Below are 25,705 nucleotides of genomic sequence, written 5' to 3' on the forward strand. Positions count from 1 at the left end.
GCCGAGACTGGAAAGCCCTGACATGACGGACGTGGCCGCGGAGAAGCTCAAATCCGACGGCTGGTCCATAGTCGACACCACGGGATTTCTCAACCTGGTCGGGCCGCTGTGGCAGCGGGTTGTCGATGGCGAGCACGAATATGCGCTGGTGGCGCAGGACAAGCACCATAACCGCCGCGGCCTGGTACAGGGCGGACTGTTGATGACCTTCGCGGATCGCGCCTGCGGCATGACCGCGAGATATGTGTCGGGCCGGCCGACGCTGGCGACCGTCCAGCTCGACGTTCATTTTGTAGATAGCGGAAAAATCGGCGAGACGTTGCTGGCCCGGCCGCGCGTGGTCCGCACCACCCGCAGTCTCATTTTCGTGACCACCGAGGTGACCGCGAATAATCGCACTATCGTCATGGCCAACGGCGTGTTCAAGATATTGAAGAACGACTCCTGACGTTTGGCGTCATCTGCGAAGGACCAACCGATGCAATATCGTCAACTCGGCCGCAGCGGCCTGAAGATCTCTCCGATCTGCCTGGGCACCATGATGTTCGGCGGCCCGGCCGATGAGGCGACCTCGGGACGGATCGTCGCCAAGGCGCGCGAGGCCGGCATCAACTTCATCGATACCGCGGACGCCTATAACGGCGGCAACTCCGAAAAAGTGGTCGGCCGCGCCATCTCCAACAATCGGCAGGGCTGGATCCTCTCAACGAAACTCGCCAACCCGATGGGCGACGATCCCAATCGCGCTGGACTGTCACGGCGCTGGGTATTCCAGGCCGCCGAAGAAAGCCTGAAGCGGCTCGGCACCGACTACATCGACATCTATTATCTGCACAAGGAAGACCATTCGACGCCGCTGGACGAAACCGTGCGCGCGATGGGCGAACTGATGCGCCAGGGCAAGATACGTTATTTCGGCGTCTCGAACTATCGCGCCTGGCGCGTCGCCGAGATTTGCAACATCTGCGATAACCTCGGCATCGATCGCCCGGTCGTCAGCCAGCCCTATTACAACGCCATGAACCGCATGCCCGAGGTCGAGCACTTTCCGGCCTGCGGTTATTACGGCCTTGGCATCGTGCCTTACAGCCCGCTGGCGCGCGGCGTTCTCACCGGCAAATACCGCCCTGACGCGGCGCCCGACAAGGAAACGCGCGCAGGCCGCAACGACACCCGCATGATGCAAACCGAATGGCGGCCGGAATCGCTGCAACTCGCGCAACAGATCAAACAGCACGCCGAAGCAAAGGGCATCACCGCCGGACAATTCGCGGTGTCATGGGTGCTGAACTCTTCGTTTGTCTCGGCTGTGATCGCCGGCCCGCGCACCGAAGAACAATGGGACGACTATTTGCGCGCGCTCGATTATCGCTTCACCGTCGAGGACGAAGCGCTGATCGACCGTCTCGTCGCGAGCGGCCATCCATCGACGCCCGGCTTCAACGATCCGGCCTATCCGATCGAGGGCCGAAGGGCGCGGACGGCGGAGTGAAAGTCCCGGCAGTTTTGGGGGCACAGCGAGACCCGCTTTGGCAATACACGCTCAAGTAGGCATTATGGCTACTTGTCGCCTTGGTTGAATTGAGGAATCATTCTCCAAAAATGGGGAATGGCCAATGCGAAGGATACTTGGACTTGCGGCTATCATTTGCTGGATCGCGTTTCAGCCAAGCGAAGCGGCGCAGTTGAAGCATTTCAAGGTGGGCGCGTGGGACAGCGGGGCCTATTCTGACGGCCCTCAGGGCAAGTTCAGCCACTGTGCAGGCTCGGCCAGTTACAATAGCGGCGTCATCGTCACCCTCCTCATCAATAGGGAATACAAGTGGGGTGTCGCGTTTTCCCATCCGGCCTGGAATCTGACGCCGGGCACCGACATTAATCTGGCCTATGTTGTCGACGGCGGCGAGCCTCGGGCGACGACGGCGAAGGTGGTTTCAAACAAGCAGGCCTTGATCGGATTCGGAGGAGATTCCGATCGCTTCAAGGAATTCAGCCGTGGCTATTTCCTTCGCATTGCCGCCGCCAATCAGGTTTTTACCTTCAACCTGACCGACACCGCGAAATTGCTGCCTGCGCTTCTCAATTGCGTCACGCAGCAACTTAACCCAGCGCCGGTCCTGGCTTCGACCGCGACCCGGACGGCAGCGCCGGTTGGCCAGCGCGGCGACTTCAGAGCGGAAGCGACCGTGATTACCGCCAATCTCCTGTCTCAAGCAGGCATTACAGGTTTCCGGATCGCGACCGCGCAAGAATTCCCGGAATTAAAGGCGGACGCGATCTGGGCAGCCAGCAATGTGATCGGCACCATTAATATTTTGCCCACGGCCACAGCAAAGGACCTTGATGAACTCAGATCGGCCGTCATTGGCAATGACGCGAAGGCTTGCAAGGGGATGTTTTTCTCGGGCTCGATTCCCGACGACGGCAAGGAACAGCTGATCCGCGTCTTCTCGACCTGCCAGGTGAAAGACGTGTCGGCGACGAACTATTATCTCGCGGTCCCGCGCAAGGCGGGAGGGATCTATATCCTGAGGACCATGACTGCTTCCGGGTCGGAAAAGCCCGCGAAGGAAGCGGACGCGAGTATCAGGAAAGCCGTTTTCACCGCGTTGCCAAAATGAAGCCGGCTCGACGCCGGCTCATACGCGTGCACCATTTCGCGTAGATCAGGTTTTCCGAATCTCCGGAACGCACGCGCATTGGCCGCGACCGATCGGCGAGCGGAACGCGCGCGGTCAGCCGAACGTAAAGGCGTAAGCTTGCACGCCGGGGTCAAGAAACCGGATTTCGAAGGTGTGATCGACGATCGGTCCCTGCTCACGAACGAGCTGATACAGCCGCTGCGTGGTCACGATACCCTGCCCGTCCGGGTCGACATCCATGCCGTGCGCGGCGCCGGGCGCCTTTCCATCGATCGTGATGCGGAAACGAATGGGGCTGCCCTCCACGGAGGGGCCGAGAACGAGATGCAGATCGCGCGCGTGGAAGCGATAGACGATGCTGCCGTCCTTTGCATTGAGCAGCGCGCGCTCGCCCCCGATCGTCCACTCTCCCACCAGCGACCATTCGTTCAGTTGCGGTTCTCCCGCCGCGTAAGTGTGGCTCACATCCTGTACGACGCCACCGGGCGAAATGAAGTGGTCGATCCGGTCATAGCCTATATAAGTCTCGGGCGATTCGACGTCTGCTTTCGCGGAAGGGGCTTCCGCGCCCGATGCATTCACGGCAACGATACCGGTGGGCACATGCTGGTCGCCGGCCTCGGCGAGCAAGGTTTGAATGACGCGCTCGGATTCGGCGTACTCACCTTCACCGAAATGGTGATGGCGAACCTTGCCGTTGGCGTCGATAAAATAGTGCGCCGGCCAGTACTCATTATCGAAAGCGCGCCAGATCTTGTAGTCATTGTCAATCGCAACGGGATAGTCGATCTTGAGCGTCGCGATGGCATTCTTCACATTGTCGACGTTCCGCTCGAAGGCGAATTCAGGGGCGTGAACACCGATCACGACCAATCCATGATCCCGGTATTTTTCGGCCCACGCCCGAACATAGGGGATCGCGCGCAGACAGTTGATGCATGAATAGGTCCAGAAATCGATCAGGACGACCTTGCCTTTCAGCTCCTCCATTGTGAGAGGCTTTGAGTTCAGCCATTCCTCGGCGCCCGCCAGCGAAGGCATCAGATCCTCGACGGGCAATTCTGCCGCTGACGCCTCCGACGATTTGGCAGGCTTCGTCGAAGGACCACCGGTCATCTCAGCCTTGTTGGGGCGCAATTTGTCGAGCAGGCCTTGTTCAAGCGATGTGGTGCCGCCGATCGATACGTTCGTCAGAAAACCGGTGTCCAGGCCGAGCGCAATCGCGACAATGGCGAGCAGCACCGCCGCGCCGAGACCGCGGCGAATCCATTCGCCGGCGCCGATCGACTTTTTCATGACAGCAAAAACGCGGCCCCCGACCACAAGGGCCAGAGCCAGCGAGGTCGCTGCGCCCGCGGCATAGGTAAGAAGCAACAGCGTGGTTTTCACGCTGGCGCCCTGCAACGCAGCTCCAGTCAGGATCAGTCCCAGAACCGGCCCGGCACAAGGGGCCCACAGGAAACCGGTGGCCACCCCAAGCAATAGCGGCGTGAGAAGGCTGGCATCCTCGGCCTGATCGGCGGATTGGGACATTCGCGCGCCGATCGCCACCAGCGGCCGCATCAACCGGTCGGCCAGTTCGGGAAACAGCAGCGTCAGCCCGAATACCGCGAGCAGCGCCAGAGCGGCCACGCGCCCGTATTGATTGGCCGAGACAACCCAGCCGCCGGCGACGGAAGCGAGGCTGGCAACAACGGCAAACGCCAGCGCCATGCCGACGAGCATCGGCAGGCCATTCCTGAGGAACGGACGATCGGCCCGCGCCAGCACGAAGGGAATCACAGGCAGTATGCAGGGGCTGACGATGGTGAGCACGCCGCCGAGATAGGCCAGAAGAAAGATGATCATGCGCTGGTCATTCCATTGTCAGAAAACGGCATCGGTCATTTTTACGTCGACGGCTCGCTCAACATCCAACGCTTGCGAGCGCCACGGATTGACTCGCCAGATTGGATGTCGCTTTATATCCGAACAGATATAACGCCACAAACCGGACACGCCTCACCAAGCCCGAACGCTTCGCGCATCTCAATCTGATCACGAACAAGCGATCGCTGCGAATGGCTGCAGGTTCAAACCTTTCAATGATCCGCCCAGAGAAAATATCAAGGAAAATATCAAGGGGAACGTCATGACCAATTATCCCAGTATCGAACTCTATATCGACGGCCGCTGGAAGCGGGCGGATGGCCAGCCTGTGATCAATCCCGCCGACGAAACCGTCCTTGGAACGGTACCGACCGCCACGAGGGACGATCTGGACGATGCGATCGCCGCGGCCGAACGCGGGTTCGCGGTCTGGCGCAAAACCGCGCCCGCCAGGCGCACGCAAATCATCCTGAAAGCCGCCAGCCTGATCCGCGAACGCGTCAACGACATGGCGATTGCGATGACGCTGGAACAGGGCAAGCCGATCGATCAGGCCCGGCTCGAAATCCTGCGCGGCTGCGACATCATCGAATGGGACGCGACCGAGGGATTGCGAATGTATGGGCGCGTCATCCCGAGTGAAGAGGGCATGCGTCATACGGTGCTGCGGCAGCCGATCGGTCCGGTGGCGGCGTTTTCGCCCTGGAACTTCCCGATGAGCTCCCCCGGCAGAAAGGTCGCAGGCGCGTTGTCGTCCGGCTGCTCCATCATCCTGAAAGCCTCCGAAGAAACGCCCGCCGGCGCGGTTCAGCTCGTCCGCGCCTTTCATGACGCCGGCCTGCCGCCAGGCGTCCTTAATCTGGTGTTCGGCAATCCCGCGGAAATTTCCAACTATCTGATTCCGCAATCCGCCATCCGCCTGATCACCTTTACCGGCTCGATCCCGGTCGGGAAGTCGCTGGCCGAAATGGCCGGACGCCACATGAAGCCGGCGATCATGGAGCTCGGCGGACATGCCCCCGTCATCGTCTGCGACGACGTCGATCCTATCGCGGCGGCGACGACATCGGTCACGGGAAAGTCTCGCAACGCCGGACAGGTGTGCGTCGCGCCAACGCGATTCTTCGTCCAGGAATCCATCTATAAGCGTTTCGCCGATACGTTCGCCGAGAAGGCCGCGCAGCTGAAGATCGGAAACGGCCTCGATCCGTCGACGCAACTCGGCCCGCTGGCGAATTCCCGCCGGATCGATGCCATGGAGAGCTTTGTCGCCGATGCGAAGGCAAAGGGCGCGAAGGTGCTCGCCGGAGGTCAGCGCATCGGCAACCGCGGATATTTTTTCCCGCTGACCGTTCTGGCCGATGTTCCGGATGACGCCCGTGCGATGCGGGACGAGCCATTCGGTCCACTCGCGCTGGTCAATCCGGTACGGGACATCGACGAGGCCATCGAGAAAGCCAATTCCCTACCCTATGGCCTTGCCGCCTACGCCTTCACGCGATCGGCGCAAAATGCCGATCGTCTCGCCAGCGAGGTCGAAGTCGGTAACCTCTCGATCAATCACTTCGTCGCCTCGGTTGCCGAAACGCCATTCGGCGGCGTGAAGGACAGCGGCTACGGCCGCGAGGGCGGCACCGAAGGATTGCAGTGCTATACGGTCACCAAGAACGTGTCGCACAAGATGATCTAGCGCACGCATGAAGCGAGGGTTCCAGCGCTCGCGCGTTGGACCCGAAGTCTTGCTCAAACGCTGTTTGCAATTTTCCGGCCGCGTCTTCAACCGAAACCCGCCGTGGTAAGGTTGACCGGTTAGGTTAACTCGCGTCTTCAATTGCACTGCTGACGCCGCGCGTTATCGTGGAAAGCGCCGGATATTTGTATCCGGATCTGAATCAGCAAAGCCGCTGGACGATCATATTCCGTCGAACGGCTTAAGTAAGATTGTGGACGTGCGATGCTAACCGAGAACCGAGAGTGGTCTCGAATTTTAGGTCTCAACCCGAAGCCGGCCTGGGCCGAAGTCTGGCACTTGTGGACCGTCATCGTTCCACGCCGATCCATCACCGGGCGGTTGTTGACGGGGCAGGTCTGGCGGCGGCACGACGGCCGGCGCTGGATCTACAAGCAATTCACCGAATATAACGGCTGACCTGATCAGCGCGCTTGCTGAACTCTTTCGCCGTTCCCGCCGAACGATATCGGACGAACGAATCCATTGCGCAGTTGAGCGAAGCTCACATAGCTTTCAGCGATCGCCTAATTTGTACGCGAGCAACTCCAGAGCGGCGGAGTAATCGCAGCTGCGCACGCGCCTGCTCCGCACGCAAGCCTGCGGCTGACTTCTCAGCCCTTGCTGTCATTCGAGGCTTGTTTCGGCGGCAGCGGCTGCACCGGCGAACCCGGACCGATCTTTTGCAGATTGCCGGTAATCACCTTGTCGTCCTCAGCCAAGCCGGTGACGCTGACGGATTCGCCATCGCTAGGGCCCAGCTTCACGATCTTCTGCTCGGCTTTGCCGCCCGCGCCGACAACATAGACGTATTTGCCGAGCTGGCTGGAGCCCAATGCCGTCAGAGGCACCAGCAGCGCGTCGGCCTCATCCCGTACATGCACGCGGACGCGAACATATTGGCCGGGCAGCAGCGAGAACTTCGGGTTGGCGACAGTAGCGCGCGCGGTGATGGTACCCGTCGTACGGTCGACGCTGTTGTCGATAAACGTCAACTCGCCCTTGTAGCTCACCGCCGGATTATCCGGCAGCGAGATAGTCGTGCTGACAGTGCCGGCATCGCGCGCCGCCTCGATGGTGGCAAGCTCTCGTTCGCTCGGATTGAAGGTGACGTAGATGGGATCGAGTTGAACGAGCGTATTGAGCGTAAAGCCCGAACCGCCGACCAGCGTGCCCACCGGGGCGCGGTTGCGGCCCAGACGGCCAGAGAACGGCGCGCGAATATCCGTGTAGGCCAGGTTGATCTCCGCGGTTCGCACCGCTGCGTTGTCCTGAGCGACGGCCGCTTCACTTTGACCGAGCGTGCTCACACGCTGATCGTAATTATCCTTGGCGAGGAAGCCGGTTTTGACCAGTTCGTCGCCGCGGCGAAAATTCGAGCGCGCATAATCGAGCGCCGCGACGTTGCGCTGGGCCTGCGCCTTGGCTTGATCCAGCGCGGCGCGATAGTCGCGCTCGTCAATCTTGTAGAGAAGGTCGCCCTCCTTGACGTCGGCGCCGTCAGCGGTCGGCTGCGACTGAATATAGCCCGCAACCTTGGCCTGCAGCGACACCTCGCGAATGGATTCGGTCCGCGCCGAATATTCGAGGTAGACCGGCAGCGTCCGCTTGATGACCGACGTCACCGGGACCGGCATCGCGGGAGGTCCTGACGCCGCAGCCGCCGCAGGCGCCGGACCGCTTCGGTACAGCGTGAGAACAGCCACCACCGCCACGCCGAGCATGGCCGCGCTTCCAAACCAGATTTTCAAATTCCGCATGATTTTTTCCTGTTCTTATTCGGCTGGAGCGTGCTCGGCGATCGACGAATGGCCCGCCTGATGGGCGTGGCCGCGTTCGCGGAAGCCTTCAATGACGGCGTAGAACACCGGGACAAACAAAAGAGTGAGCACCGTGGCCGCGAGCATGCCGCCAAACACGGTTGTTCCGATCGATTGCCGGCTGGCGGCGCCCGCGCCGCTGGCAACCATCAGCGGCACCACGCCCAGGATGAACGCGAACGCCGTCATCAGGATCGGACGAAGCCGAAGGCGCGCGGCCTCCATCGCGGCTTCCACGATACTCAGACCTTCCTGCCGGCGGCGCTTGGCGAACTCGACGATCAGAATCGCGTTCTTTGCCGACAATCCGATCAGCATCACGAGACCGATTTGCGAGTAGACGTCGGTCTGCATGCCCCGCACGAACAGCGCCAGGAACGCGCCGAACAGAGCCAGCGGCACCGCGAACAGCACCATGAACGGCATCGTCCAGCTTTCATACTGTGCTGCCAGAATGAGGAAGACGAACACAATGGCCAGGACGAACACGACCGTGGCGATCGATCCCGCTTTCAGTTCCTGATAGGTGATGCCCGTCCATTCGAACGCGAAGTCACGCGGCAGTGCGATCGCCGCGGCGCGCTCCATCGCGGTGACCGCCTGTCCCGAGCTATAGCCGGGCGCAGGACCGCCATTGACCAGCGCCGAAGCATAATTGTTGTAGTGCGGCACGGTTTCCGGACCAACGATCGGCTTCAGAAGACCAAGCGTGCTGAGCGGCACCATGCCGCCCCCGGCATTGCGCACATAGAGGCGCGCGAGGTCGCTTGCCGCCGCACGCGTATCCGTATCGGCCTGCAGCGTCACCCGGAACGTACGGCCGAACAGATTGAAGTCGTTCACATACAGCGAGCCGAGAAAGATCTGCAACGTGTTGAACACATCGGGGATGTTAAGCCCGAGCAGCTTCGCCTTGGTGCGATCGAGGTCGTAGTTGAACTGCGGCGTCGAGGTCGAGAACGACGTAAACAACTGCATCGGATTGAGCTCGGGCTGCTTGCGCGCCTCCGCGATCAAAGCCTGCGTGGCCTCGTTCAGCGCGAAGCTGCCGCGCCCGGTGAGATCCTCGACCTGGAATTCGAACCCGCCGGTCGTACCGAGACCGGGAATCGAGGGCGGATCGAAACTCAGGACGAAAGCCTCGGGAATAGCGAGCAGCTTGAACCGCACATCCGACACCAAACGCATGGCGCTTTGAGATGGCGGGCGCTCGTCCCACGGCTTGAGGATGGCAAACTCCACCGCCGAATTCGACTGCGCCGCGTTGGTGAGGAAGTTCAGCCCGCTGATCGAACCGACGATATCGACACCCGGCGTGCTTTGCAGGAGATCGCGGACCTTCATCGCGACTTCATCCGTGCGCTGCAATGACGAACCGTCCGGAAGCTGAATCACCACAAAGAAATAGCCCTGGTCCTCCACCGGCAGAAAGCTCGAGGGGATGCGCTGGGAGAGATAATAGGTCGCGCCGAGCACGATCACGAACAGCGTCAGGATCGCCCAGCGCAACTGGATCAATCCGCGCACCATGCCGGCATAGCCATGCGACAGCCAGTCGAATCCTCTGTTGAACCAGCGAAACAGCACAAAATTGGGCGGCGGCCGATGCCGCAGGAACGCCGCACTCAACGCGGGGCTCAAGGTGAGGGAGTTGAACGCCGAAATGCCGACCGAGATCGCGACCGTCAGAGCAAACTGGTTGTAGAGACGGCCGGCAACGCCCGGAATGAACGCGACCGGGACGAACACGGCCATCAGCACCGCGGTCGTCGCAATGATCGGGCCGGTCACTTCGGCCATCGCTGCCTGTGCGGCGCGAAGCGGCGGCAGGCCGTTTTCGAGCTGCCGCTCGACGTTCTCGACCACGACGATGGCGTCGTCGACAACCAGTCCGATCGCAAGCACCATGCCGAGCAGACTCAGCATGTTCAGCGAAAAGCCCATCACCTCCATCACGGCCAATGTCGCGATCAGCGACACCGGTATGGCGATGGTCGGAATGAGCGTCGTGCGCCAGTTCTGCAGAAAGACGAAAACCACCAGGATGACCAGGCACAGAGCTTCGGTCAGGGTGATGATCACGTCGCGCTTGGCCGCCGAGACGAACCGCGTGGTGTCATAGTGAAGACCGTAGGCGATCCCCTTCGGAAAACGCTTGGACAACTCCTCCATCTTGTCCTTGACGTGCTGCTGCAGGTCTAGCGCATTCGACCCCGGCATCTGGAACACGGCGAGAACCACCGTCGGGTCCGCCCCGAAAACGGCGGTGGAGGAATATTGCAAAGCGCCGAGTTCGACGCGCGCCACGTCCCGCAATCGCACGATCGCGCCGGTGGCAGTGTCGGACCGGACGATGATGTCCTTGAATTGTTCGGGATCGCTGAGCCGGCCGGTGGCGTTGACCTGCATCTCGAACGGCGTGCCGGGGGGCGCCGGTGATTGTCCGATCTTGCCGGCGGCGACCTGGACGTTCTGCTCGGCGACGGCTTGCTGGACATCGACAGCGGTGATGCCGAGCTTGGCAAGCTTGTCCGGATCGAGCCAGATCCGCATCGAATAACGGCGTTCACCGAAAATCTGGACGTCGCCGACACCCGGCACGCGCTTCAAGGGATCGACGATCTGCAGATAGGCGTAATTGCTCAGCGCGACCGGATCGACGGAGCGGTCCGGCGAAACGAGGTTTACGATCAGCACGAAGTTGGGATTCTGCTTCTTGATGATCACGCCGGCCTGGTTGACGATCGCCGGCAGCGCCGCGGCCGCCTGCGCCACGCGATTTTGCACGTCGACCGCGGCGATGCTCAGGGGGTAACCGACATCGAAGGTAATCGTAATGGTCGACGAGCCGTCATTGGAACTTGCGGATGACATGTACGTCATCCCCTGCACGCCGTTGATCTGCTGCTCGAGCGGCGTCGTGACGGTGTCGGCGACCACTTGCGCGCTGGCGCCGGGATAGATCGCGCTGACGACCACCTGCGGCGGCGTGATGTCAGGGAATTGCGAAACCGGGAGCAGGAAATAGCAAATGGCGCCCGCCAGCACCATGATGATGGCGATCGACGAGGCGAAGATCGGACGGTGAATGAAGAAACCAACCATGAAATTTTCCGACCTTGACGTTCAATGCGAGCCGATGTTACCTGTCAGTAACAGGCCACGTTACCGACCGGTAACATTTGGGTCAAGTGGTGGTGCTATGAAAAACCACAGGGGGACGTGAAATGCCGGGTGCCCCGCTCGCCGCTGTTCGTCCGCGTGAACGCATTCTTGCCGCCGCACGAGAGCTGTTTCACCGGCACGGCATCCGCGGCGTCGGGGTCGACACCATCGCCGACGCGGCCGGCACCAACAAGATGACCCTCTATCGGCATTTCCAATCGAAAGACGATCTTATTCTTGCCTATGTGCGCGCGGTCGCGGCGGAAGGCGAGGCGATGTGGCAGGAAATCGCGCGCGACCATCCCGGCGATTCACAGGCGCAGCTCGACGACTGGCTGATGCGCGCGGCAAAATGCGTCAGCGTCGATGGCCGCGGTTGCGACCTCGCCAACGCCGCCGTGGAGTTGACGGAGGACGATCATCCGGCCCGGCGGCTGATCGAGGAGTTAAAGACCGACCACCGCGATCGCCTGGCGTCGTTGTGCCACGCGGCCGGCGTCGTTCAGTCGGAGGCGCTTGCCGACACGCTCACGCTGTTACTGGAAGGTGCGCGCGTCAGCCGGCTGGCTGCGGGGCGAAAAGGCCCAAGCGCGGAATTCATTCGAACCGCGCAAACCGTCATCCAGTCGTTCAAGACCAAGCCCAAGGCGAAGCACAAAGACGCACGACCCCGGCATGCGTGAGCGCTGAGCGATCCTTCAGAGGATCTCGCCGACGACATCGGTGATCGCTTCGTAGACGAGGCTGAGCTCGTTTCGGTCGCTGCAATAGGGCGGCATGATGTAGATCGTGTTGCCCAGCGGCCGGATCAGCAAATTCCGCGACAGAAAACCCTGATAGAGACGGGGTCCGATAGCGGCCATATAGCCTGCATCGCTCGATGCGATATCCAATGCGGCGATCGAACCGATCTGCCGGACATTGGTAAATCGGCGATCTTCGCGGAAACGATCAAGTTGCGCCGAATGCACGCGGGAGACGGCCGCAATGCGTTCCAGCACTGGTTCTTTCTCCCAAATCTCGAGATTTGCCAGCGCCGCCGCGCAGGCGATCGGGTTTGCGGTGTAGGAACTGGAATGAAAGAAGGTGCGGCTGCGGTCCGTCGAATAATGCGCGTCAAAAATATCGGCGCGGCACAGCGTGACCGCCAACGGAAGCGAACCGCCGGTGAGCCCCTTGGAGTAGCACGCGATATCCGGCGTCACCTTGGCCTGCTCACACGCGAATAGCGTGCCGGTCCGGCCCCATCCCGTCATGACCTCGTCGGCAATGAACAGCGCGCCATGCGTTTCGCAGACGCGCTTCATCTCAGACAGGACATCAGGCGTATAGATCAGCATGCCGCCCGCGCCAAGGATGAGCGGCTCGACAATCAGCGCGGCAACTTCACCCTTGCCGCAGGCAGCATTAAGCGCATCCAGCGTCGCTTCCTCGCGGCCGGCCGACGGAAAGGGCAGCCGCGCGACATCGAACAGCAGGGGATCATAGGGCGCGTTGAACACGCCGCGTTCGCCCACCGACATTCCGCCGATGGTGTCGCCGTGATAGGCACCCTCGAGCGCCAGAATGCCGGTGCGCTTCTCGCCGCGATGACGCCAGAACCCCAGCGCCATTTTCAACGCGACCTCGACCGAGGTCGACCCGCTGTCCGAGAAGAACACATATTCGAGTCCCGGCGGCGTCATCGCAACCAGCCGGCGCGCCAGTTTCTCTGCGGGTTCGTGCGTGAACCCGGCGAAGATCACCTGATCGAGACGGTCGGCCTGGTCCTTGATCGCCTGCATGATGTGCGGGTGACGATGGCCGTGGGTGACGACCCACCAGGACGAGATCGCATCGAAGATGCGCCGGCCATCGGCGGTCTCCAGCCACGCGCCCTCGCCTCTCGCGATCAGTGTCGCATCCGGTTGCACCGCGTGCTGGGTGAACGGATGCCAGATCGGAGACGCCGACTTCGTCATGCCATCTCCTGAAGGAAGTCTTCTGTTCGGAAATGCCGGGCGAAAGCCACCCGCAGCGACGGGCCGGTCAGCGGATCGAGATACGGCAGACGGCCGAGATGACGCACGTTTCCCAGATCGGTGATGATCCGTTCCGACTCCGGGTTCTCGTCGCCGATGAACGCAATGCCGGCAATGGCAATGCTGCGGGCCCGCAGGGCTTCGACCGACAAAAGGCTATGATTGATGGTCCCCAGGCTGGTGCGGGCGCAGAGCACGACGGGCACGTTCCACCGCGCCATGACGTCGATATAGGTCACGTTGCGCGTCAACGGCACCAGCAATCCGCCGGCGCCTTCGACCACCAGCGGCCGGTCCGTATCTGGTAACGCGAGACCATCCGGATCGATGACTATTCCGTCGCGCTCGGCGGCAAGATGCGGCGAGGCCGGCGTCCGCAGTCTGTGGACTTCCGCCAATACACGTTCCGGAGAAAGGCCGGACAATCGCAGGACCGTGGCGCGGTCTGTCTCCTCCTCGACCCCCGCCTGGATCGGTTTCCAGTAAACGCCGTCAAGCGCGCCAGCGAGGCCCGCGGCAAAAACGGTTTTGCCGATGCCGGTGTCGGTCCCGGTCACGATGATGCGCGCGCTCATGCGGCCTTGCGCAAGTCTTCGGACAGCGCCTCGAACAGGCTTGCCACGGTCGGCTCATCGACGTTCAGTGTCAGCGCAATGCGCAGGCGCGCGGTCCCTTCAGGGACCGTCGGCGGGCGTATCGCCCGGATATCGTAACCTTTGCGCTGCAAGGCCGACGCCAACGCAACCGCCGCCTGATCGGAGCCGATGATGACCGGAACGATGTGCGAGCCTGACGGTTCGATGTTGCACTGGCGACGCAGCTCGTTGCCCGCGAATTGAACCAGACGCGCCAGCCGCTCCCTTCTCTCGGGGTTCGACCGCGATATTTCGAGGGCGACACGTGTGATCGCCGCGGTCAGCGGCGAAGGCGCCGTCGCAAAAATGAACGGGCGCGACCGGTTGACCAGAAAATCGCGAACGACCCTCGGCGCAAGGATGAATCCGCCGACCGTGCCAAGCGCCTTGCCGCAGGTGTGCAGGGTGATGACGTTGTCGCGGCCTTCGAAGGCCGCCGCGAGGCCTCGTCCCTGCGGACCCAGCACGCCGGTCGCATGCGCTTCGTCGATCACGACCATGGCGTCGTGGCGCTCCGCTACCGCGAGCAGTTCAACGAGGTTTGGACTGTCGCCATCCATGCTGTAAAGGCTTTCGACCGACAGCCAGGCCCGCCCTTTCCCCCCGGCCTTGCGCCAACGCACGATCGCGGAGTCGAACGCATCGACATCATTGTGCGGCACGCGGACGAACTCGGCGCGGCCCCTGCGAAGTCCTTCGTGGACGCTTGCATGAATCAGTTCATCGTGGACGACGAGATCCCCGGTTTGCGGCAGCGTCGAGAAGATCGCGAAATTGGCGACATACCCGCCACCGAAATACAACGCGGTCTCGGCACCGAAATAGGCGGCAGCCTCGGCTTCCAGCGCCTCGTGCTCGGGATGATTGCCGCGCAACAGGCGCGAGCCGCCCGAGCCCACAGGCACGCCGCGCCCCACGGCCTCGGCGGCGGCTTGCCTCAATTCTGCTGACTCAGCCAATCCGAGATAGTCGTTCGATGTAAAGTCGATTCCGGAACGTTCGCGAAGCGAACGTAACCGCCCCCGATCCGCGAGTTCACGCAAGTCCGCTTCGAAAGCGCCATACATCGTCAATCACCGTTTAGCCGACGCCGCCTTGCGAATGCGCAGCCGGGCCGCAAGCTTCGTCAGACCGATTGCTTCGGCAACGTCCGGGCCCGAAACGCACCTGACGGGACAACCCATTGAACCTGCTTATCGCTTTTCGCAACAGTTACTTGGGAGGGTGATGGTGCCCAGGGAGGGAATCATACGCACCACCGACACGACGAACCGCTATTTGTCCTTCGCATGGTGGCTTGAGCGCTTGGCATAGTGCACGGAGATTCGCTACATGGCGAAATCCACTATCGCGCGAGCCCTGTTTTGTTATTGGCGGGCAGCCTAGCTCGCAGAGATAAAGGAACCGCGCCGCGCGCTCCAGGTCGGCAACCGTCGAAGAATCAGTCAAGCGTTTCCGGACGTACGCGAACCAGCGCGGTTTGCAACTCATGTAATCGGCTTTTCGGCTACAACCGACTGGCCGGCTTGCAGGGCCGCTCGCGCCTGGCGGGGCGTCATGCCATAGACACGCTTGAACAGGCGCGTGAAGTCGGCAGCCTGCATATCCAATCCACAGGTCCAGGCAAGGCGGCCGACTCCGATGAGGTCCGTCGTCCTCAAGGCATCGACGAAACGGCGCAGCCGAACGTCGCGCAAATATCCTGCCACGGTGAGACCGTTCTCCGAGAACATTTTGTAGAGCTGGGTCCGCGATACGTTGATGCCCCGCCAGATATCGTCGGGCGTCAGTTCGGGGCGATGATAGTTCTCCTCGATGAAGGCAATCGCCCGTGTGAATTCCTTGCTCGATAGCTCCTGAGGCGGTCCTTGCCGCGACAACTCGCCGCGCAGCAGATGAATGAGAAGTTCGGCTGTCGACTCCAGCACGATCTCGAAGTCCTGCGTGTCCATCCTCCTGTACGACTCGAACAGCAGGCGCATCTGGGCGCCGACAAAAGGCGCCAGCGGAGCGGAACTGAGGGAGCGAAGGATGAAGCGGTCGTCAGAGAGATCAGTCTCGAGCGCGGCGGCTAGGCGTGTTCGCGGCAGGAAAATTGTCGCCATGCGGACCCGGCGAGACCGCGCCGTCACCTCGACCGTGCTTTGGACCATCCCGAGGTCTCCGGATCTCAGGCTGACGAGATCGGCTGCGGTCTCTTCGCTGTATTCTCCGGACAGGACGTAGTCGAATACGACACCATTGATCTTGTCGGCGGCCGCGTCCGCTTCGGTTCGCTTTGCTTCCACGCAGGAGTTGGACGTCAGCTTGTAGAAAGCGACGTTGTTTCCGACGAGCCAGGCCGTGGTGCTGTCGAGCGGCATCCCCTCCGATTCGCCGATGGTTCGGACATAGCTGCGACGAAACAGGTTGGTGTCCGCGAGATAGTCCGCATTGTGCGCGTGGGGATCGAGGCTGCTTCGTTCCCCGTAGATGAAGCGCGCAGGACGCTTTGGGGACGACTCGGGAGCTATTTGAGAGGAAGCGCGCGGTTCCGGGCGATCGCTTGAATGATTAACCATAAAGGATCTTGTCGCGTGATGAAGTTCTACCGTCCCGCGAGGCGCGCGTTCGGATAGCATCCATTGCTATCGAAAATTTCGCATTCCGTCCAAAACTTCATGTTTTGCGTACCAGAGGAGTAGCCGTCAGGTTGCTGTTGTGTTTGCTCGGCCATTCTACCTTGCCGGCAAATCGCTACACATGAATCGCATCGATCGTCCTCCTCTCAACCGAGTCCCTGGCATCGTCGAAGCATCCGCTCCTGCCGTGGTTAGGCTGCGGCCAGTAGCCGCATGGCCTTTCCGGACCGCGGCGCGAGCGGGACGGAACTTGGTGGTGCTGGTTGCTGCAAGGAAGCTGGTTTCCCGGCTTGTGAATGGCGCGTTCGGTAACGCGTTTCTTGGCCGGGAATCGGCCGGCTGCCGGGCCGCGGCATGGGCCGGCGTGGCTGTGCTGCTGATCTCGCTGTTGTCTGCGAGCCAGGCCTTCGCGCAGACGGCTACAACCACCAACGTAACTTCGATTAGCAATCCGGCGACCTATCCCCAGAACGAGACCTTTACGGCGACCGTGACGAGCACCAGCACGGTCAACGAGGGGACCGTCATATTCCAGAGCGACGGCAGCACCATTGCCGCCTGCAGTGCGCAATCTGTTTCGAACGGCACGGCAATCTGCGTCACCCAGCTTGCTGCCGGCAGCCACACAATCCAGGCTTTCTACACTGGAGACACGAACTTCGCGTCGAGCTCCTCGTCCGCACTGACCCAGGCCGTCAATTCAGCGGTGACGGCGACCCTGTCGATCGCTTCGAAGGCGCTCACGCAAAATATGACGGTCAGCAGCTTCACACCCGTCACTGGCGGCGGCGGCACCGGCAGCCTGACCTACAGCATCTCTCCAAGCCTGCCGACCGGCCTTTCTATCGACGCCAGCACAGGCACGATCAGCGGCACGCCGACCGTGACCCAATCCACCACCAGCTACACGGTCACGGTGAACGACACCAACGGCCAAACCGCGAGCAACAGCTTCATACTGACGGTAAACTCCGCAGTCACGGCGACCCAAGCGATCGCCTCGAAGGCGCTGACGCAAGGTGTTACGGTCAGCAGCTTCACCCCGGTCACCGGCTCTGGCGGCACCAGCGCCTTGTCCTATAACGTTGCGCCGACGCTGCCCACGGGCCTCAACTTCAATTCGAGCACGGGCGCGATCACCGGCACGCCGAGCGTGACCCAACCCACCTCCAGCTTCACGGTAACGGTGAACGACACCAACGGCCAAACCGCGAGCGACAGCTTCATGCTGACGGTGAATTCCGCAGTCACGGCGACCCAAGCGATCGCCTCGAAGGCGCTGACGCAAGGTGTTACGGTCAGCAGCTTCACCCCGGTCACCGGCTCTGGCGGCACCAGCACCTTGTCCTACAGCGTTGCGCCGACGCTGCCCACGGGCCTCAACTTCAATTCGAGCACGGGCGCGATCACCGGCACGCCGAGCGTGACCCAACCCACCTCCAGCTTCACGGTAACCGTGACTGACGCCCTCGGCTCGACCGCCTCGATCTCGTTTATGCTCACGGTCAACTCCGCAGTGGCGGCGACCCAGTCGATCGCCTCGAAGGCGCTGACGCAAGGTGTTACGGTCAGCAGCTTCACCCCGGTCACCGGCTCCGGCGGCGCCAGCCCCTTGTCCTACGGCGTTGCGCCGACGCTGCCCGCGGGCCTGACCATGGCCCCGACGACCGGCACGATCACGGGCGCGCCGACCGCGACGCTCGGGGCCACGACATTCACGGTGACGGTGACCGATCAAAACAATGCCACTGCGACCAACACTTTCAGCCTCACCGTCAACGGGACGGTGACGGCGACCCAGGCGATCGCTTCGAAGACGCTGACGGTCAATCTTGCGGCCGCGCCATTCAAACCCGTGAGCGGCTCTGGCGGCACGGGCTCATTGACCTATGCTGTCTCGCCTACCCTTCCCCCCGGTGTGGCCATGGACTCAGGGACCGGCATCATCTCAGGCCAGCCGACAGCGACCTCCGGCGCCACGGCCTATACGGTCACCGTCACAGACCAAAATTCCCAGACCGCGACCGCCACTTTCAGTCTCGCCGTCAACGGCGCGGTCGATGCGACGCAGGCGATTGCATCGACGGCGTTGACGCAAAACCATACAGCAACTCCGTTCACCCCGGTCACCGGCTCTGGCGGCGCCAGCCCCTTGTCCTACAGCGTTGCGCCGACGCTGCCCGCGGGCCTGACCATGGCCCCGACGACCGGCACGATCACGGGCATGCCAACCGCGGCACACGCCGCATCGAGCTTTACCGTCACGGTAACCGACGCCAACGGCGCGACCGGAACGGCGAGTTTCAACCTCACTGTCGACGGCACCGTGACCGCGACGACGGCCGTTGCCTCGACCTCGCTGACCGTCAATCATCCCGCCACGAGTTTCACGCCGGTGACCGGGTCGGGCGGCGTAGGCGCGTTGACTTACAGCGTGTCGCCGACACTGCCGGCCGGTCTGAGCTTCAACCCCGCCAGCGGAGCGATCACCGGCACGCCGACCGCAACGATCGCCGCGACGGCATTCACCGTAACGGTGACCGACATCAATAATGCGACGGCAACAGCCAATTTCAACCTCACCGTCAATGGTGCCGTCAGCGCGACGACGGCCATCGCCTCGACCACGCTGATCGTCAATCGTCCCGCCACGAGTTTCACGCCGGTGACGGGCGCAGGCGGAACGAACCCATTGACTTACAGTGTGTCGCCGGCGCTTCCGACCGGATTGAGCTTCAACACCGCGAACGGCGCGATCACAGGCACGCCGACCGTCATAAGCGCCGCCGCGGCCTACACCGTGACGGTGACGGACGCCGACAATGCGACGGCAACCGCAACCTTCAGCCTCACCGTCGGCGCCAGCACGACGACGGCGGCGCTCGCCTCTTCGCAAAATCCCAGCAGCTTTGGCCAGGCGGTTACTTTCACCGCCACCGTCAACGGCGGCGGCGGGACGCCCAGCGGGACCGTGACCTTCAACGATGCCGGCACCGCCATCGGCACCGCCACGTTGTCCGCCGGCGTTGCGGCCTTCACCACCTCGACGCTGAAAACGGGAACACACGCCATCACCGCGGTCTATGGCGGCAACGGCACGTTCAGCCCGAGCACCTCGCCAGCGCTGACGCAGACCGTCAACGTTCCCGCCGACAGCGTCAAACTCCACGCCTTGCAGGTCAATGTCACCAAGGTGGTGGCGCAGGGTTCGGGACAGGCGATTTCCGGCGCGATCGATAGCGCGGTCGCCGACGGATTTGCTGACGACGGCACCTTCCTCACGCCGAGCGCGACCGGCTTCCATTTCAATTTCGCCGCCGATCCCTATGAGGAGCGTGGTGCGGGCGATGCGAGCGCGGCGGGCTCCGGCACGAGCGGCGGCCTCTTCGGCGGCACGGCCCACGCCTATGGCTCGACCAGCGCTGCGGGCAACGACCCGATGGGCCGCCAGCGCAACGGCCGCATCGACAATGCCTTCGCAGCCCTCGATCAGCAGATGCCGGAGAAGGCGCCGCCGAAGAGATTCCGCGAGGAAAAGAACTGGCTGTTCTGGATCGATATCCGAGGCACAGGGCTCGACCGGTTGACGTCAACGACGACGGCGGTCGGGGTTACCACGGCCGCCGCCCCACTCTACGGCTTTCAGGTCAATGCTCTGATGGGGCTGACCTACAAGGCGGCGCCAAACCTCCTAGTCGGCGTGCTCGGCGGCTACGAGACGTTCAATTACACCGAGCAGGACATCAACGGCAAACTGACCGGTAACGGCTGGACCGTAGGCCCCTATCTCGGCTGGAAGATTACGCCAACGCTGCGCTACGACGCGGCGGTGACCTATTCAGGCATTGGTTATGACGGCATCGCGGGCACCGCGCAGGGCAATTTCAACGGCCAGCGCTGGCTGATCTCGACGGGCCTGACCGGCACCTATAAGGCGGCAGGTCTTGTCTTCGAGCCATCGGCGAAGGTCTATGCGCTGTGGGAGAACGAAGGCGCCTATGTCGATTCGCTCGGCACCCAGCAGGCAAGCCATGATTTCTCCACCGGACGCGCCTCCGCCGGCGCGAAGGTGGCCTATCCCTTGGCGTGGAGCGACACCGTCTCGTTCGCGCCCTACTTCGGGGTCTACGGCGACTATTACTTCGACCAGGACAACGCCGATGCGATCGTCGCGGCAGGCGGTGTCCCGCTCGCCTCGACGCCGCTTCTGGAAGGCTGGTCGGCCCGCGTGGCCGGAGGCGTCGGCGTCAAGTTCGCATCAGGCGGGTCGGTTGGCGTGGGCGCCGAATACGGCGGCATCGGCAGCAACTTCGGGATCTGGACCATTACCGCGAAAGCCGGCGTGCCGTTCTGACACGCTCGCCAATGAACCCGATTTCAGAGTTGTCGCCTGTTGGCCCGACTGCGAAGTGGCACCGACGCCGGCCGTGCCGCCGATATTTGATGGCGAGAAGGAGGCCAAACTGATCGCCTTGGCTTACTCCAAACCTCCCAAGGGACGCACGCGCTGGAACAAGGTCGTGGAACTCGGCATCGTCGACCGCGCCAGCGACTCAACGATCGGGTGGACGCTTAAAAAAATCTCGCAAGCCGCATCGGCGGCGATGCTGGGTCATTCCGCCGAAGGCGAACAGCGCGTTCGTAGTGGCGATGGAAGATGTGGTGGCCGTGTACACGCGGCCGCACGATCCCGCTGAAAGCGGACGCCCAGCCCGCTTCGATTACGAGTGCGAGCGCAAACGCAATATCCGACGACTAATGCGCGTACGAATGTCGATAGCGGCGGCAGGCAAATGGTCGCTGGCGCTTGGCATCAAACGCTAATAGCACCGACCGAATCGATATTGAGGCACCCGTCTTAATCGAACGGTAGCGATACGAGCGCCATCATCTCGTGGAGGAAATCGCGCAAAATCGAAATTTGGCGTAGAAAATCGTAGATTATGGTGCCCAGGGGCGGGATCGAACCACCGACACTGCGATTTTCAGTCGCATGCTCTACCAACTGAGCTACCTGGGCACTTCGGGAACACGTAAAGGCCCCGGAGCGGGCGGTTTATAGTAAGGTCGAGCGGCCCTGTCCACCCATCCAGCAGCACTGCCAAATTACGCGAAAATAACGTTTATTCCGCGTCCTCGTCGTCGTTCGGGGTCCCTGGAATGGCGTAGGAGCCGGACAGCCAGCGGTTCAGGTCGACTTTCCGGCAGCCGTCGGAACAGAAGGGTTGTGAGGCCTCGGTGGCCGGCTTGCCGCAGATCGGGCATGGTTTCGTCGACCGCTTTGCGGATCGCCCGGCTTTCCCCTTGCCGGAGCCGGCCTTTCCTGTCGGTCTAGCTAGCATTCAGCCAGCCGAAACGAACGGGGAAGCCTTCGCCGCCGAGCAGCGAGATCGACTCATAGAGCGGCAGGCCGACAATATTGGTGTAGGAGCCGACCATCTTGACCACGAACGATCCGGCGATGCCCTGCACGGCATAACCGCCGGCCTTGCCGCGCCATTCACCGGAGCCGATATAGGCTTGGATATCGTCCTCGCTGAGGCGCTTGAAGCGCACGCGAGACTCGATCAGGCGCTGGCGAAAGGTCTCCTTTGGCGTCACCAGGCAGATCGCGGTGTAGACGCGGTGATTGCGCCCCGACAGCAACCGCAGGCATTGCGAGGCTTCGTCGACCAGGTTCGCCTTCGGCAGGATGCGGCGGCCGACCGCGACCACGGTATCGGCGGCCAGGATGAAGGCGCCGCGCAATTCATCGTCGAGCTGCACCGATTTGAGTGCGGCATCGGCCTTGGCGCGGGCCAGCCGGTTGGCACAGGCGCGCGGCAATTCACCCCGCCGCGGGGTCTCGTCGACGTCGGCAGGGCGCAGCGCATCAGGCTCGATGCCGGCCTGATTGAGCAGGCTGAGCCGTCGCGGCGAACCGGAAGCAAGAACGAATTTGGGGCGGCCAAGCATGCGGATTTTTGCTGGGAGGAGATTCGGGACGGAACGCGCGCGGAAACTATCGGAAGGCCTTGCTTGAGACAACCGCGCAAGCGCGCCCTCTCCCTCTCGGCGAGGTGTGGGGTGAGTGGTTATGGCCAGCGGCCGGGCACGATGCCCCCTCATCCAACGCGGCGCCTGGGCCCGGATGGCGCAAAAGCGCGGATCCGGGTGCGCCGACCTCTCCCGGAGGGAGCGATCGCTGAATTGGCAGATTCGCGATACCCTTTTATGACCGGATTCTAGCCGCTGGCCGCGCCGACCTTCGAAAAACGCTTGCGGATGCGCAGCAACAGTCCGTCGCAGACCTCGCGATAGGCTTCCAGTTTCTGCTCGCGATTGCCCTCGGCGCCGGTGGGATCGTGGGTCGGCCAATATTCGACGTCGGCCGCTAATGTGCGCGTCAGTTCCAGCGCCTTGTGATGGGCCTCAGGCGACAGCGTGATGATCAGGTCGAAGTTCAGGCCTTCCCAGTTGTCCAGTTCCTCGAACGTCATCGGCCTGTGGCTGGAAATATCCTGGCCCAGTTCCGCCATCACGGCGACCGCGAACGGATCGATCTCGCCCTTCTTGACGCCGGCGGATCTGACATAGAGCGCCTGGGGAAACATCCGCTGCAGCAGGCTTTCCGCCATCGGCGAACGTACACTGTTCAGGGCGCACGCGAACAGCACGGCCTGCGGACTGCGCGCACGCGACGGCGCCGCCATCCGGTCACACTTCCCGTGCTTGGAGGACAATCATGCGTCCTGGCCCTTCCAGTGCAGGACGCAGATCAGCGTGAACAGCCGGCGGGCGGTTTCGAAATCGACCCGCACCTTGCCCTTCAATCGTTCCTGCAGCGTGCGCGAGCCATCATCGTGAATGCCGCGGCGGCCCATGTCGATGGCTTCGATCTTGTCCGGCGTCGCGGTGCGGATCGCCTGGTAGTAGCTGTCGCAGATCATGAAATAGTCTTTCACGATCCGACGGAACGGCGTCAGCGACAACAGATGCGCCACCACAGGCGTGCCGTCTTCGCGACGGATGTCGAACATCAGCCGGTTGCCGGTGATGGCGAGATGCAGGGTGAAGGGTCCGTTGTCGGCACCATCGGGTGCGAAGAGATTTTTTTCGACGAGATCGTAGATCGCGATCGCGCGCTCATGCTCGATGTCAGGGCCCGAGCGCCCGATCGACTCCTCATCGAGCGTCACCGCAACGATGCGATTGTTCGAATCGTCGGCGGGGGGCGGTTTGGTCATGGCAAATTGAGGCGCAGTCCGACCGAACGGGCATGGGCGTCGAGCCCTTCGGCCTTGCCAAGCGTCATCGCCGCAGGCCCGAGCGCGCGCAACTGATCCGGTCCGCATTTAAGGATCGAAGTCCGCTTCATGAAGTCGAGCACGCCAAGCCCGGACGAGAACCGCGCCGAGCGCGCGGTCGGCAGCACATGGTTGGAACCGCCGACATAGTCGCCGATCGCCTCGGGGGTATGCGGCCCAAGGAAGATCGCGCCGGCATTGCGGACCTTCAGCGAAAACGCTTCGGGATCCGACGTCATGATTTCCAGATGCTCGGCGGCGATCGCATTCGCCAGCGCCACGGCGTCGTCGAGCTTGTTCACCAGGATAATCGCGCCAAAATCATCCCATGAGGCCCGAGCGATCTGCGCGCGAGGCAGCGTCTTCAACTGGGTTTCCACGGCGCGTTCGACGTCATCGGCCAGCGCGGCATCGTCGGTGATCAGGATCGACTGCGCGCTGGCATCGTGCTCGGCCTGCGCCAGCAGATCGGCGGCGATCCAGCCGGCATTGCCGGTGCGGTCTGCGATCACAAGCACTTCCGAGGGACCTGCGATCATGTCGATGCCGACTTTGCCGAATACCAGCCGCTTGGCGGCGGCGACATAGGCGTTGCCGGGGCCGACGATCTTTGCCACCGGCGCAATGGTCGCGGTTCCATAGGCGAGCGCGGCCACGGCCTGTGCACCGCCGACGCGGTAGATCTCGGACACGCCGCCGAGATGGGCTGCCGCCAGCACCAGCGGATTGAGCTTGCCGTCGGGCGAAGGCACCACCATCACCACGCGCTCAACGCCCGCGACGCGGGCCGGCACGGCATTCATCAGCACCGAGGATGGATAGGCTGCGGTGCCGCCGGGGACATACAGACCGACGGCATCGATGGCGCTCCAGCGCCAGCCGAGCTCAACCCCCTGCGCATCAGTGAAGCGCATGTCCTTTGGCAATTGCTGGCGATGGAAGCTTTCGATCCGGTCGCGCGCAAAGGTCAGCGCCTCCAGCGTTACGGCATCGCAGGCTTTCACTGCCGCATCGATTTCGGCCGGTGTGATGCGCAGGCGGCTTGCGTCGAGATCGAGGCGGTCGAATTTGCGCGTCGCCTCGATCAGCGCCAGGTCGCCTCGCGCGGCCACGTCATTGACGATGGCTCGGGTGGCGTTCTCGATGTCAGCGGAGACCTCGCGCTTGGTTGCGAGAAACGCCGCGAATCGGTCGGCAAAATCGGAACTGCTGCGGTCTAAACGAACAGGCATGGTGGCTTTCCGGCAGGTCTCGCTACCTGCTCAATGGCGCGGCGACCCATCGCCGTCAACCCTTCTATCCCGGATGAAGCCGCAGAGTGGACCAAGTGCAGCAGGCCCGCCAAAATCCATGGGAAAGCGAGGTCGGCGGGCACAGCGCAAGTGCGCCTTTGCCCACCCCATGGCCGTGGCTCAGACGTCCAGCCTAGATGGTTCGGCGTCCTCGCCAAGGCTGGAAGTGCCGAGGTCGTCGGTGCCGAGATCGGCGAGCTCGCATTCGAGGCATTCGACGTCCAGCCGCAGCGCCCCGCCATGGGTAAACATCAGCAAGACGCTTCCGCCTGGCGCCTCGCCCGGATGAAACTCGATTCCGAGCAGCTCCAGCGCCGTTTCCGGCGCCGCCAGATCGATCTGGCGTGACTTGCACGACAACACGCGGTCAAACCGCAGCGCCGATATCAGGCGGCGCGGGGCGGTTTCTCCGGCCAGCGTCTGCCCCCAGTCCAGCCGGCTCATGCCGACCACCAGCCGCTTCTCGCCTTGCCGCCAGATGATGTCGGAAGCCTGCACCCGGGCATCCTGAACATGCGCGGAAATGACGGCAAGATCGTCGGCATCGAGGGCAATCAATTTGAGCTGGGCCGCCACTGATCAACCCCTGAAAATTTGTACGTTCGCAAAAACCGGTCCCCAGTTT

The 25,705-nt window shown here is 62.4% G+C and carries 21 protein-coding genes and 1 tRNA gene; 8 read left to right on the forward strand and 14 right to left on the reverse strand.

Annotation, left to right across the window (positions count from 1 at the left end; translation table 11 throughout):
* The first annotated feature begins 22 nt into the window (after nucleotides 1-22).
* From BLV09_RS21895 to BLV09_RS21905, 3 genes are all read left to right on the forward strand, one after another.
* Nucleotides 23-448, forward strand: coding sequence for a PaaI family thioesterase (locus tag BLV09_RS21895; protein ID WP_146688870.1), 426 nt, complete (start codon nucleotides 23-25; stop codon nucleotides 446-448).
* A 30-nt stretch (nucleotides 449-478) separates the two neighbouring features.
* Nucleotides 479-1,492: an aldo/keto reductase gene (locus tag BLV09_RS21900; RefSeq protein ID WP_146688871.1), complete on the forward strand. Its 1,014-nt coding sequence runs from the start codon at nucleotides 479-481 to the stop codon at nucleotides 1,490-1,492.
* 124 nt (nucleotides 1,493-1,616) lie between these two features.
* On the forward strand, nucleotides 1,617-2,621 hold the full coding sequence (locus BLV09_RS21905; RefSeq protein WP_146688872.1) for a hypothetical protein: 1,005 nt from the start codon (nucleotides 1,617-1,619) through the stop codon (nucleotides 2,619-2,621).
* Between the two features lie 114 nt (nucleotides 2,622-2,735).
* On the opposite strand, the gene BLV09_RS21910 is transcribed toward BLV09_RS21905, so the two are convergent.
* Nucleotides 2,736-4,490 (reverse strand): cytochrome c biogenesis protein DipZ, encoded by a 1,755-nt coding sequence (locus BLV09_RS21910; protein WP_146688873.1) that lies wholly within the window; start codon nucleotides 4,488-4,490, stop codon nucleotides 2,736-2,738.
* 283 nt (nucleotides 4,491-4,773) lie between these two features.
* Here BLV09_RS21910 and BLV09_RS21915 point away from each other — a divergent pair, with 283 nt between their 5' ends.
* Nucleotides 4,774-6,201, forward strand: a complete 1,428-nt coding sequence (locus BLV09_RS21915; protein WP_146688874.1) for an NAD-dependent succinate-semialdehyde dehydrogenase — start codon at nucleotides 4,774-4,776, stop codon at nucleotides 6,199-6,201.
* 264 nt (nucleotides 6,202-6,465) lie between these two features.
* Nucleotides 6,466-6,660, forward strand: a complete 195-nt coding sequence (locus tag BLV09_RS21920; RefSeq protein WP_100384427.1) for a hypothetical protein — start codon at nucleotides 6,466-6,468, stop codon at nucleotides 6,658-6,660.
* Nucleotides 6,661-6,854: 194 nt separating this feature from the next.
* Here the strand turns inward: BLV09_RS21920 and BLV09_RS21925 are convergent, their stop codons facing one another.
* Together BLV09_RS21925 and BLV09_RS21930 are read right to left on the reverse strand one after the other, a co-directional pair.
* The gene (locus tag BLV09_RS21925) at nucleotides 6,855-8,000 is read right to left on the reverse strand and encodes an efflux RND transporter periplasmic adaptor subunit (RefSeq protein ID WP_100384428.1); all 1,146 of its coding nucleotides are present in this window, start codon (nucleotides 7,998-8,000) and stop codon (nucleotides 6,855-6,857) included.
* Between the two features lie 15 nt (nucleotides 8,001-8,015).
* A complete protein-coding gene (locus tag BLV09_RS21930; protein WP_100384429.1) occupies nucleotides 8,016-11,165 on the reverse strand; it encodes an efflux RND transporter permease subunit in 3,150 nt (1,049 codons plus the stop codon).
* Between the two features lie 122 nt (nucleotides 11,166-11,287).
* On the opposite strand from BLV09_RS21930, the gene BLV09_RS21935 reads away from it, so the two are divergent.
* Complete coding sequence (locus BLV09_RS21935) at nucleotides 11,288-11,908, forward strand: TetR/AcrR family transcriptional regulator (protein ID WP_146688875.1); 621 nt, start codon at nucleotides 11,288-11,290, stop codon at nucleotides 11,906-11,908.
* 15 nt (nucleotides 11,909-11,923) lie between these two features.
* Here the strand turns inward: BLV09_RS21935 and BLV09_RS21940 are convergent, their stop codons facing one another.
* The 4 genes from BLV09_RS21940 to BLV09_RS21955 all read right to left on the reverse strand — a co-directional run bounded on the left by BLV09_RS21940 (nucleotide 11,924) and on the right by BLV09_RS21955 (nucleotide 16,442).
* On the reverse strand, nucleotides 11,924-13,186 hold the full coding sequence (locus tag BLV09_RS21940) for an adenosylmethionine--8-amino-7-oxononanoate transaminase (protein ID WP_146688876.1): 1,263 nt from the start codon (nucleotides 13,184-13,186) through the stop codon (nucleotides 11,924-11,926).
* Entirely contained in the window at nucleotides 13,183-13,821 is a 639-nt protein-coding gene (gene bioD / locus BLV09_RS21945; protein ID WP_146688877.1) for a dethiobiotin synthase, read from the reverse strand. The genes BLV09_RS21940 and bioD overlap by 4 nt, the downstream gene beginning before the upstream one ends.
* Entirely contained in the window at nucleotides 13,818-14,948 is a 1,131-nt protein-coding gene (locus tag BLV09_RS21950) for an 8-amino-7-oxononanoate synthase (protein ID WP_146688878.1), read from the reverse strand. Before BLV09_RS21950 ends, bioD begins: the two co-directional genes overlap by 4 nt.
* Nucleotides 14,949-15,368: 420 nt before the next feature.
* Nucleotides 15,369-16,442 carry a helix-turn-helix domain-containing protein gene (locus BLV09_RS21955; protein ID WP_167558848.1) on the reverse strand — a complete coding sequence of 358 codons (1,074 nt, stop codon included), beginning with the start codon at nucleotides 16,440-16,442 and terminating at the stop codon, nucleotides 15,369-15,371.
* Between the two features lie 316 nt (nucleotides 16,443-16,758).
* Here BLV09_RS21955 and BLV09_RS21960 point away from each other — a divergent pair, with 316 nt between their 5' ends.
* Together BLV09_RS21960 and BLV09_RS21965 are read left to right on the forward strand one after the other, a co-directional pair.
* On the forward strand, nucleotides 16,759-20,856 hold the full coding sequence (locus BLV09_RS21960; protein ID WP_167558849.1) for a putative Ig domain-containing protein: 4,098 nt from the start codon (nucleotides 16,759-16,761) through the stop codon (nucleotides 20,854-20,856).
* Between the two features lie 73 nt (nucleotides 20,857-20,929).
* Nucleotides 20,930-21,199, forward strand: a complete 270-nt coding sequence (locus BLV09_RS21965; protein WP_167558850.1) for a hypothetical protein — start codon at nucleotides 20,930-20,932, stop codon at nucleotides 21,197-21,199.
* Nucleotides 21,200-21,446: 247 nt separating this feature from the next.
* Here BLV09_RS21965 and BLV09_RS21970 read toward each other — a convergent pair.
* The 7 genes from BLV09_RS21970 to BLV09_RS22000 form a co-directional block, all read right to left on the reverse strand.
* Nucleotides 21,447-21,522: transfer RNA gene (locus BLV09_RS21970), tRNA-Phe, on the reverse strand.
* Nucleotides 21,523-21,625: 103 nt separating this feature from the next.
* Entirely contained in the window at nucleotides 21,626-21,844 is a 219-nt protein-coding gene (gene yacG / locus BLV09_RS21975) for a DNA gyrase inhibitor YacG (RefSeq protein WP_146688882.1), read from the reverse strand.
* The gene (locus BLV09_RS21980) at nucleotides 21,834-22,457 is read right to left on the reverse strand and encodes a Maf-like protein (protein WP_100384438.1); all 624 of its coding nucleotides are present in this window, start codon (nucleotides 22,455-22,457) and stop codon (nucleotides 21,834-21,836) included. The genes yacG and BLV09_RS21980 overlap by 11 nt, the downstream gene beginning before the upstream one ends.
* A 269-nt stretch (nucleotides 22,458-22,726) precedes the next feature.
* Nucleotides 22,727-23,194, reverse strand: a complete 468-nt coding sequence (locus tag BLV09_RS21985; RefSeq protein WP_100384439.1) for a low molecular weight phosphatase family protein — start codon at nucleotides 23,192-23,194, stop codon at nucleotides 22,727-22,729.
* 30 nt (nucleotides 23,195-23,224) lie between these two features.
* On the reverse strand, nucleotides 23,225-23,728 hold the full coding sequence (locus BLV09_RS21990) for a UPF0262 family protein (protein ID WP_100384440.1): 504 nt from the start codon (nucleotides 23,726-23,728) through the stop codon (nucleotides 23,225-23,227).
* The gene (gene hisD / locus BLV09_RS21995) at nucleotides 23,725-25,020 is read right to left on the reverse strand and encodes a histidinol dehydrogenase (protein WP_146688883.1); all 1,296 of its coding nucleotides are present in this window, start codon (nucleotides 25,018-25,020) and stop codon (nucleotides 23,725-23,727) included. The genes BLV09_RS21990 and hisD overlap by 4 nt, the downstream gene beginning before the upstream one ends.
* A gap of 180 nt (nucleotides 25,021-25,200) precedes the next feature.
* Entirely contained in the window at nucleotides 25,201-25,656 is a 456-nt protein-coding gene (locus BLV09_RS22000; protein ID WP_146688884.1) for a DUF2948 family protein, read from the reverse strand.
* Between the last annotated feature and the right edge of the window lie 49 nt (nucleotides 25,657-25,705).

Source organism: Bradyrhizobium canariense, assembly GCF_900105125.1.
In the GTDB taxonomy this organism is placed as follows: domain Bacteria; phylum Pseudomonadota; class Alphaproteobacteria; order Rhizobiales; family Xanthobacteraceae; genus Bradyrhizobium; species Bradyrhizobium canariense_A.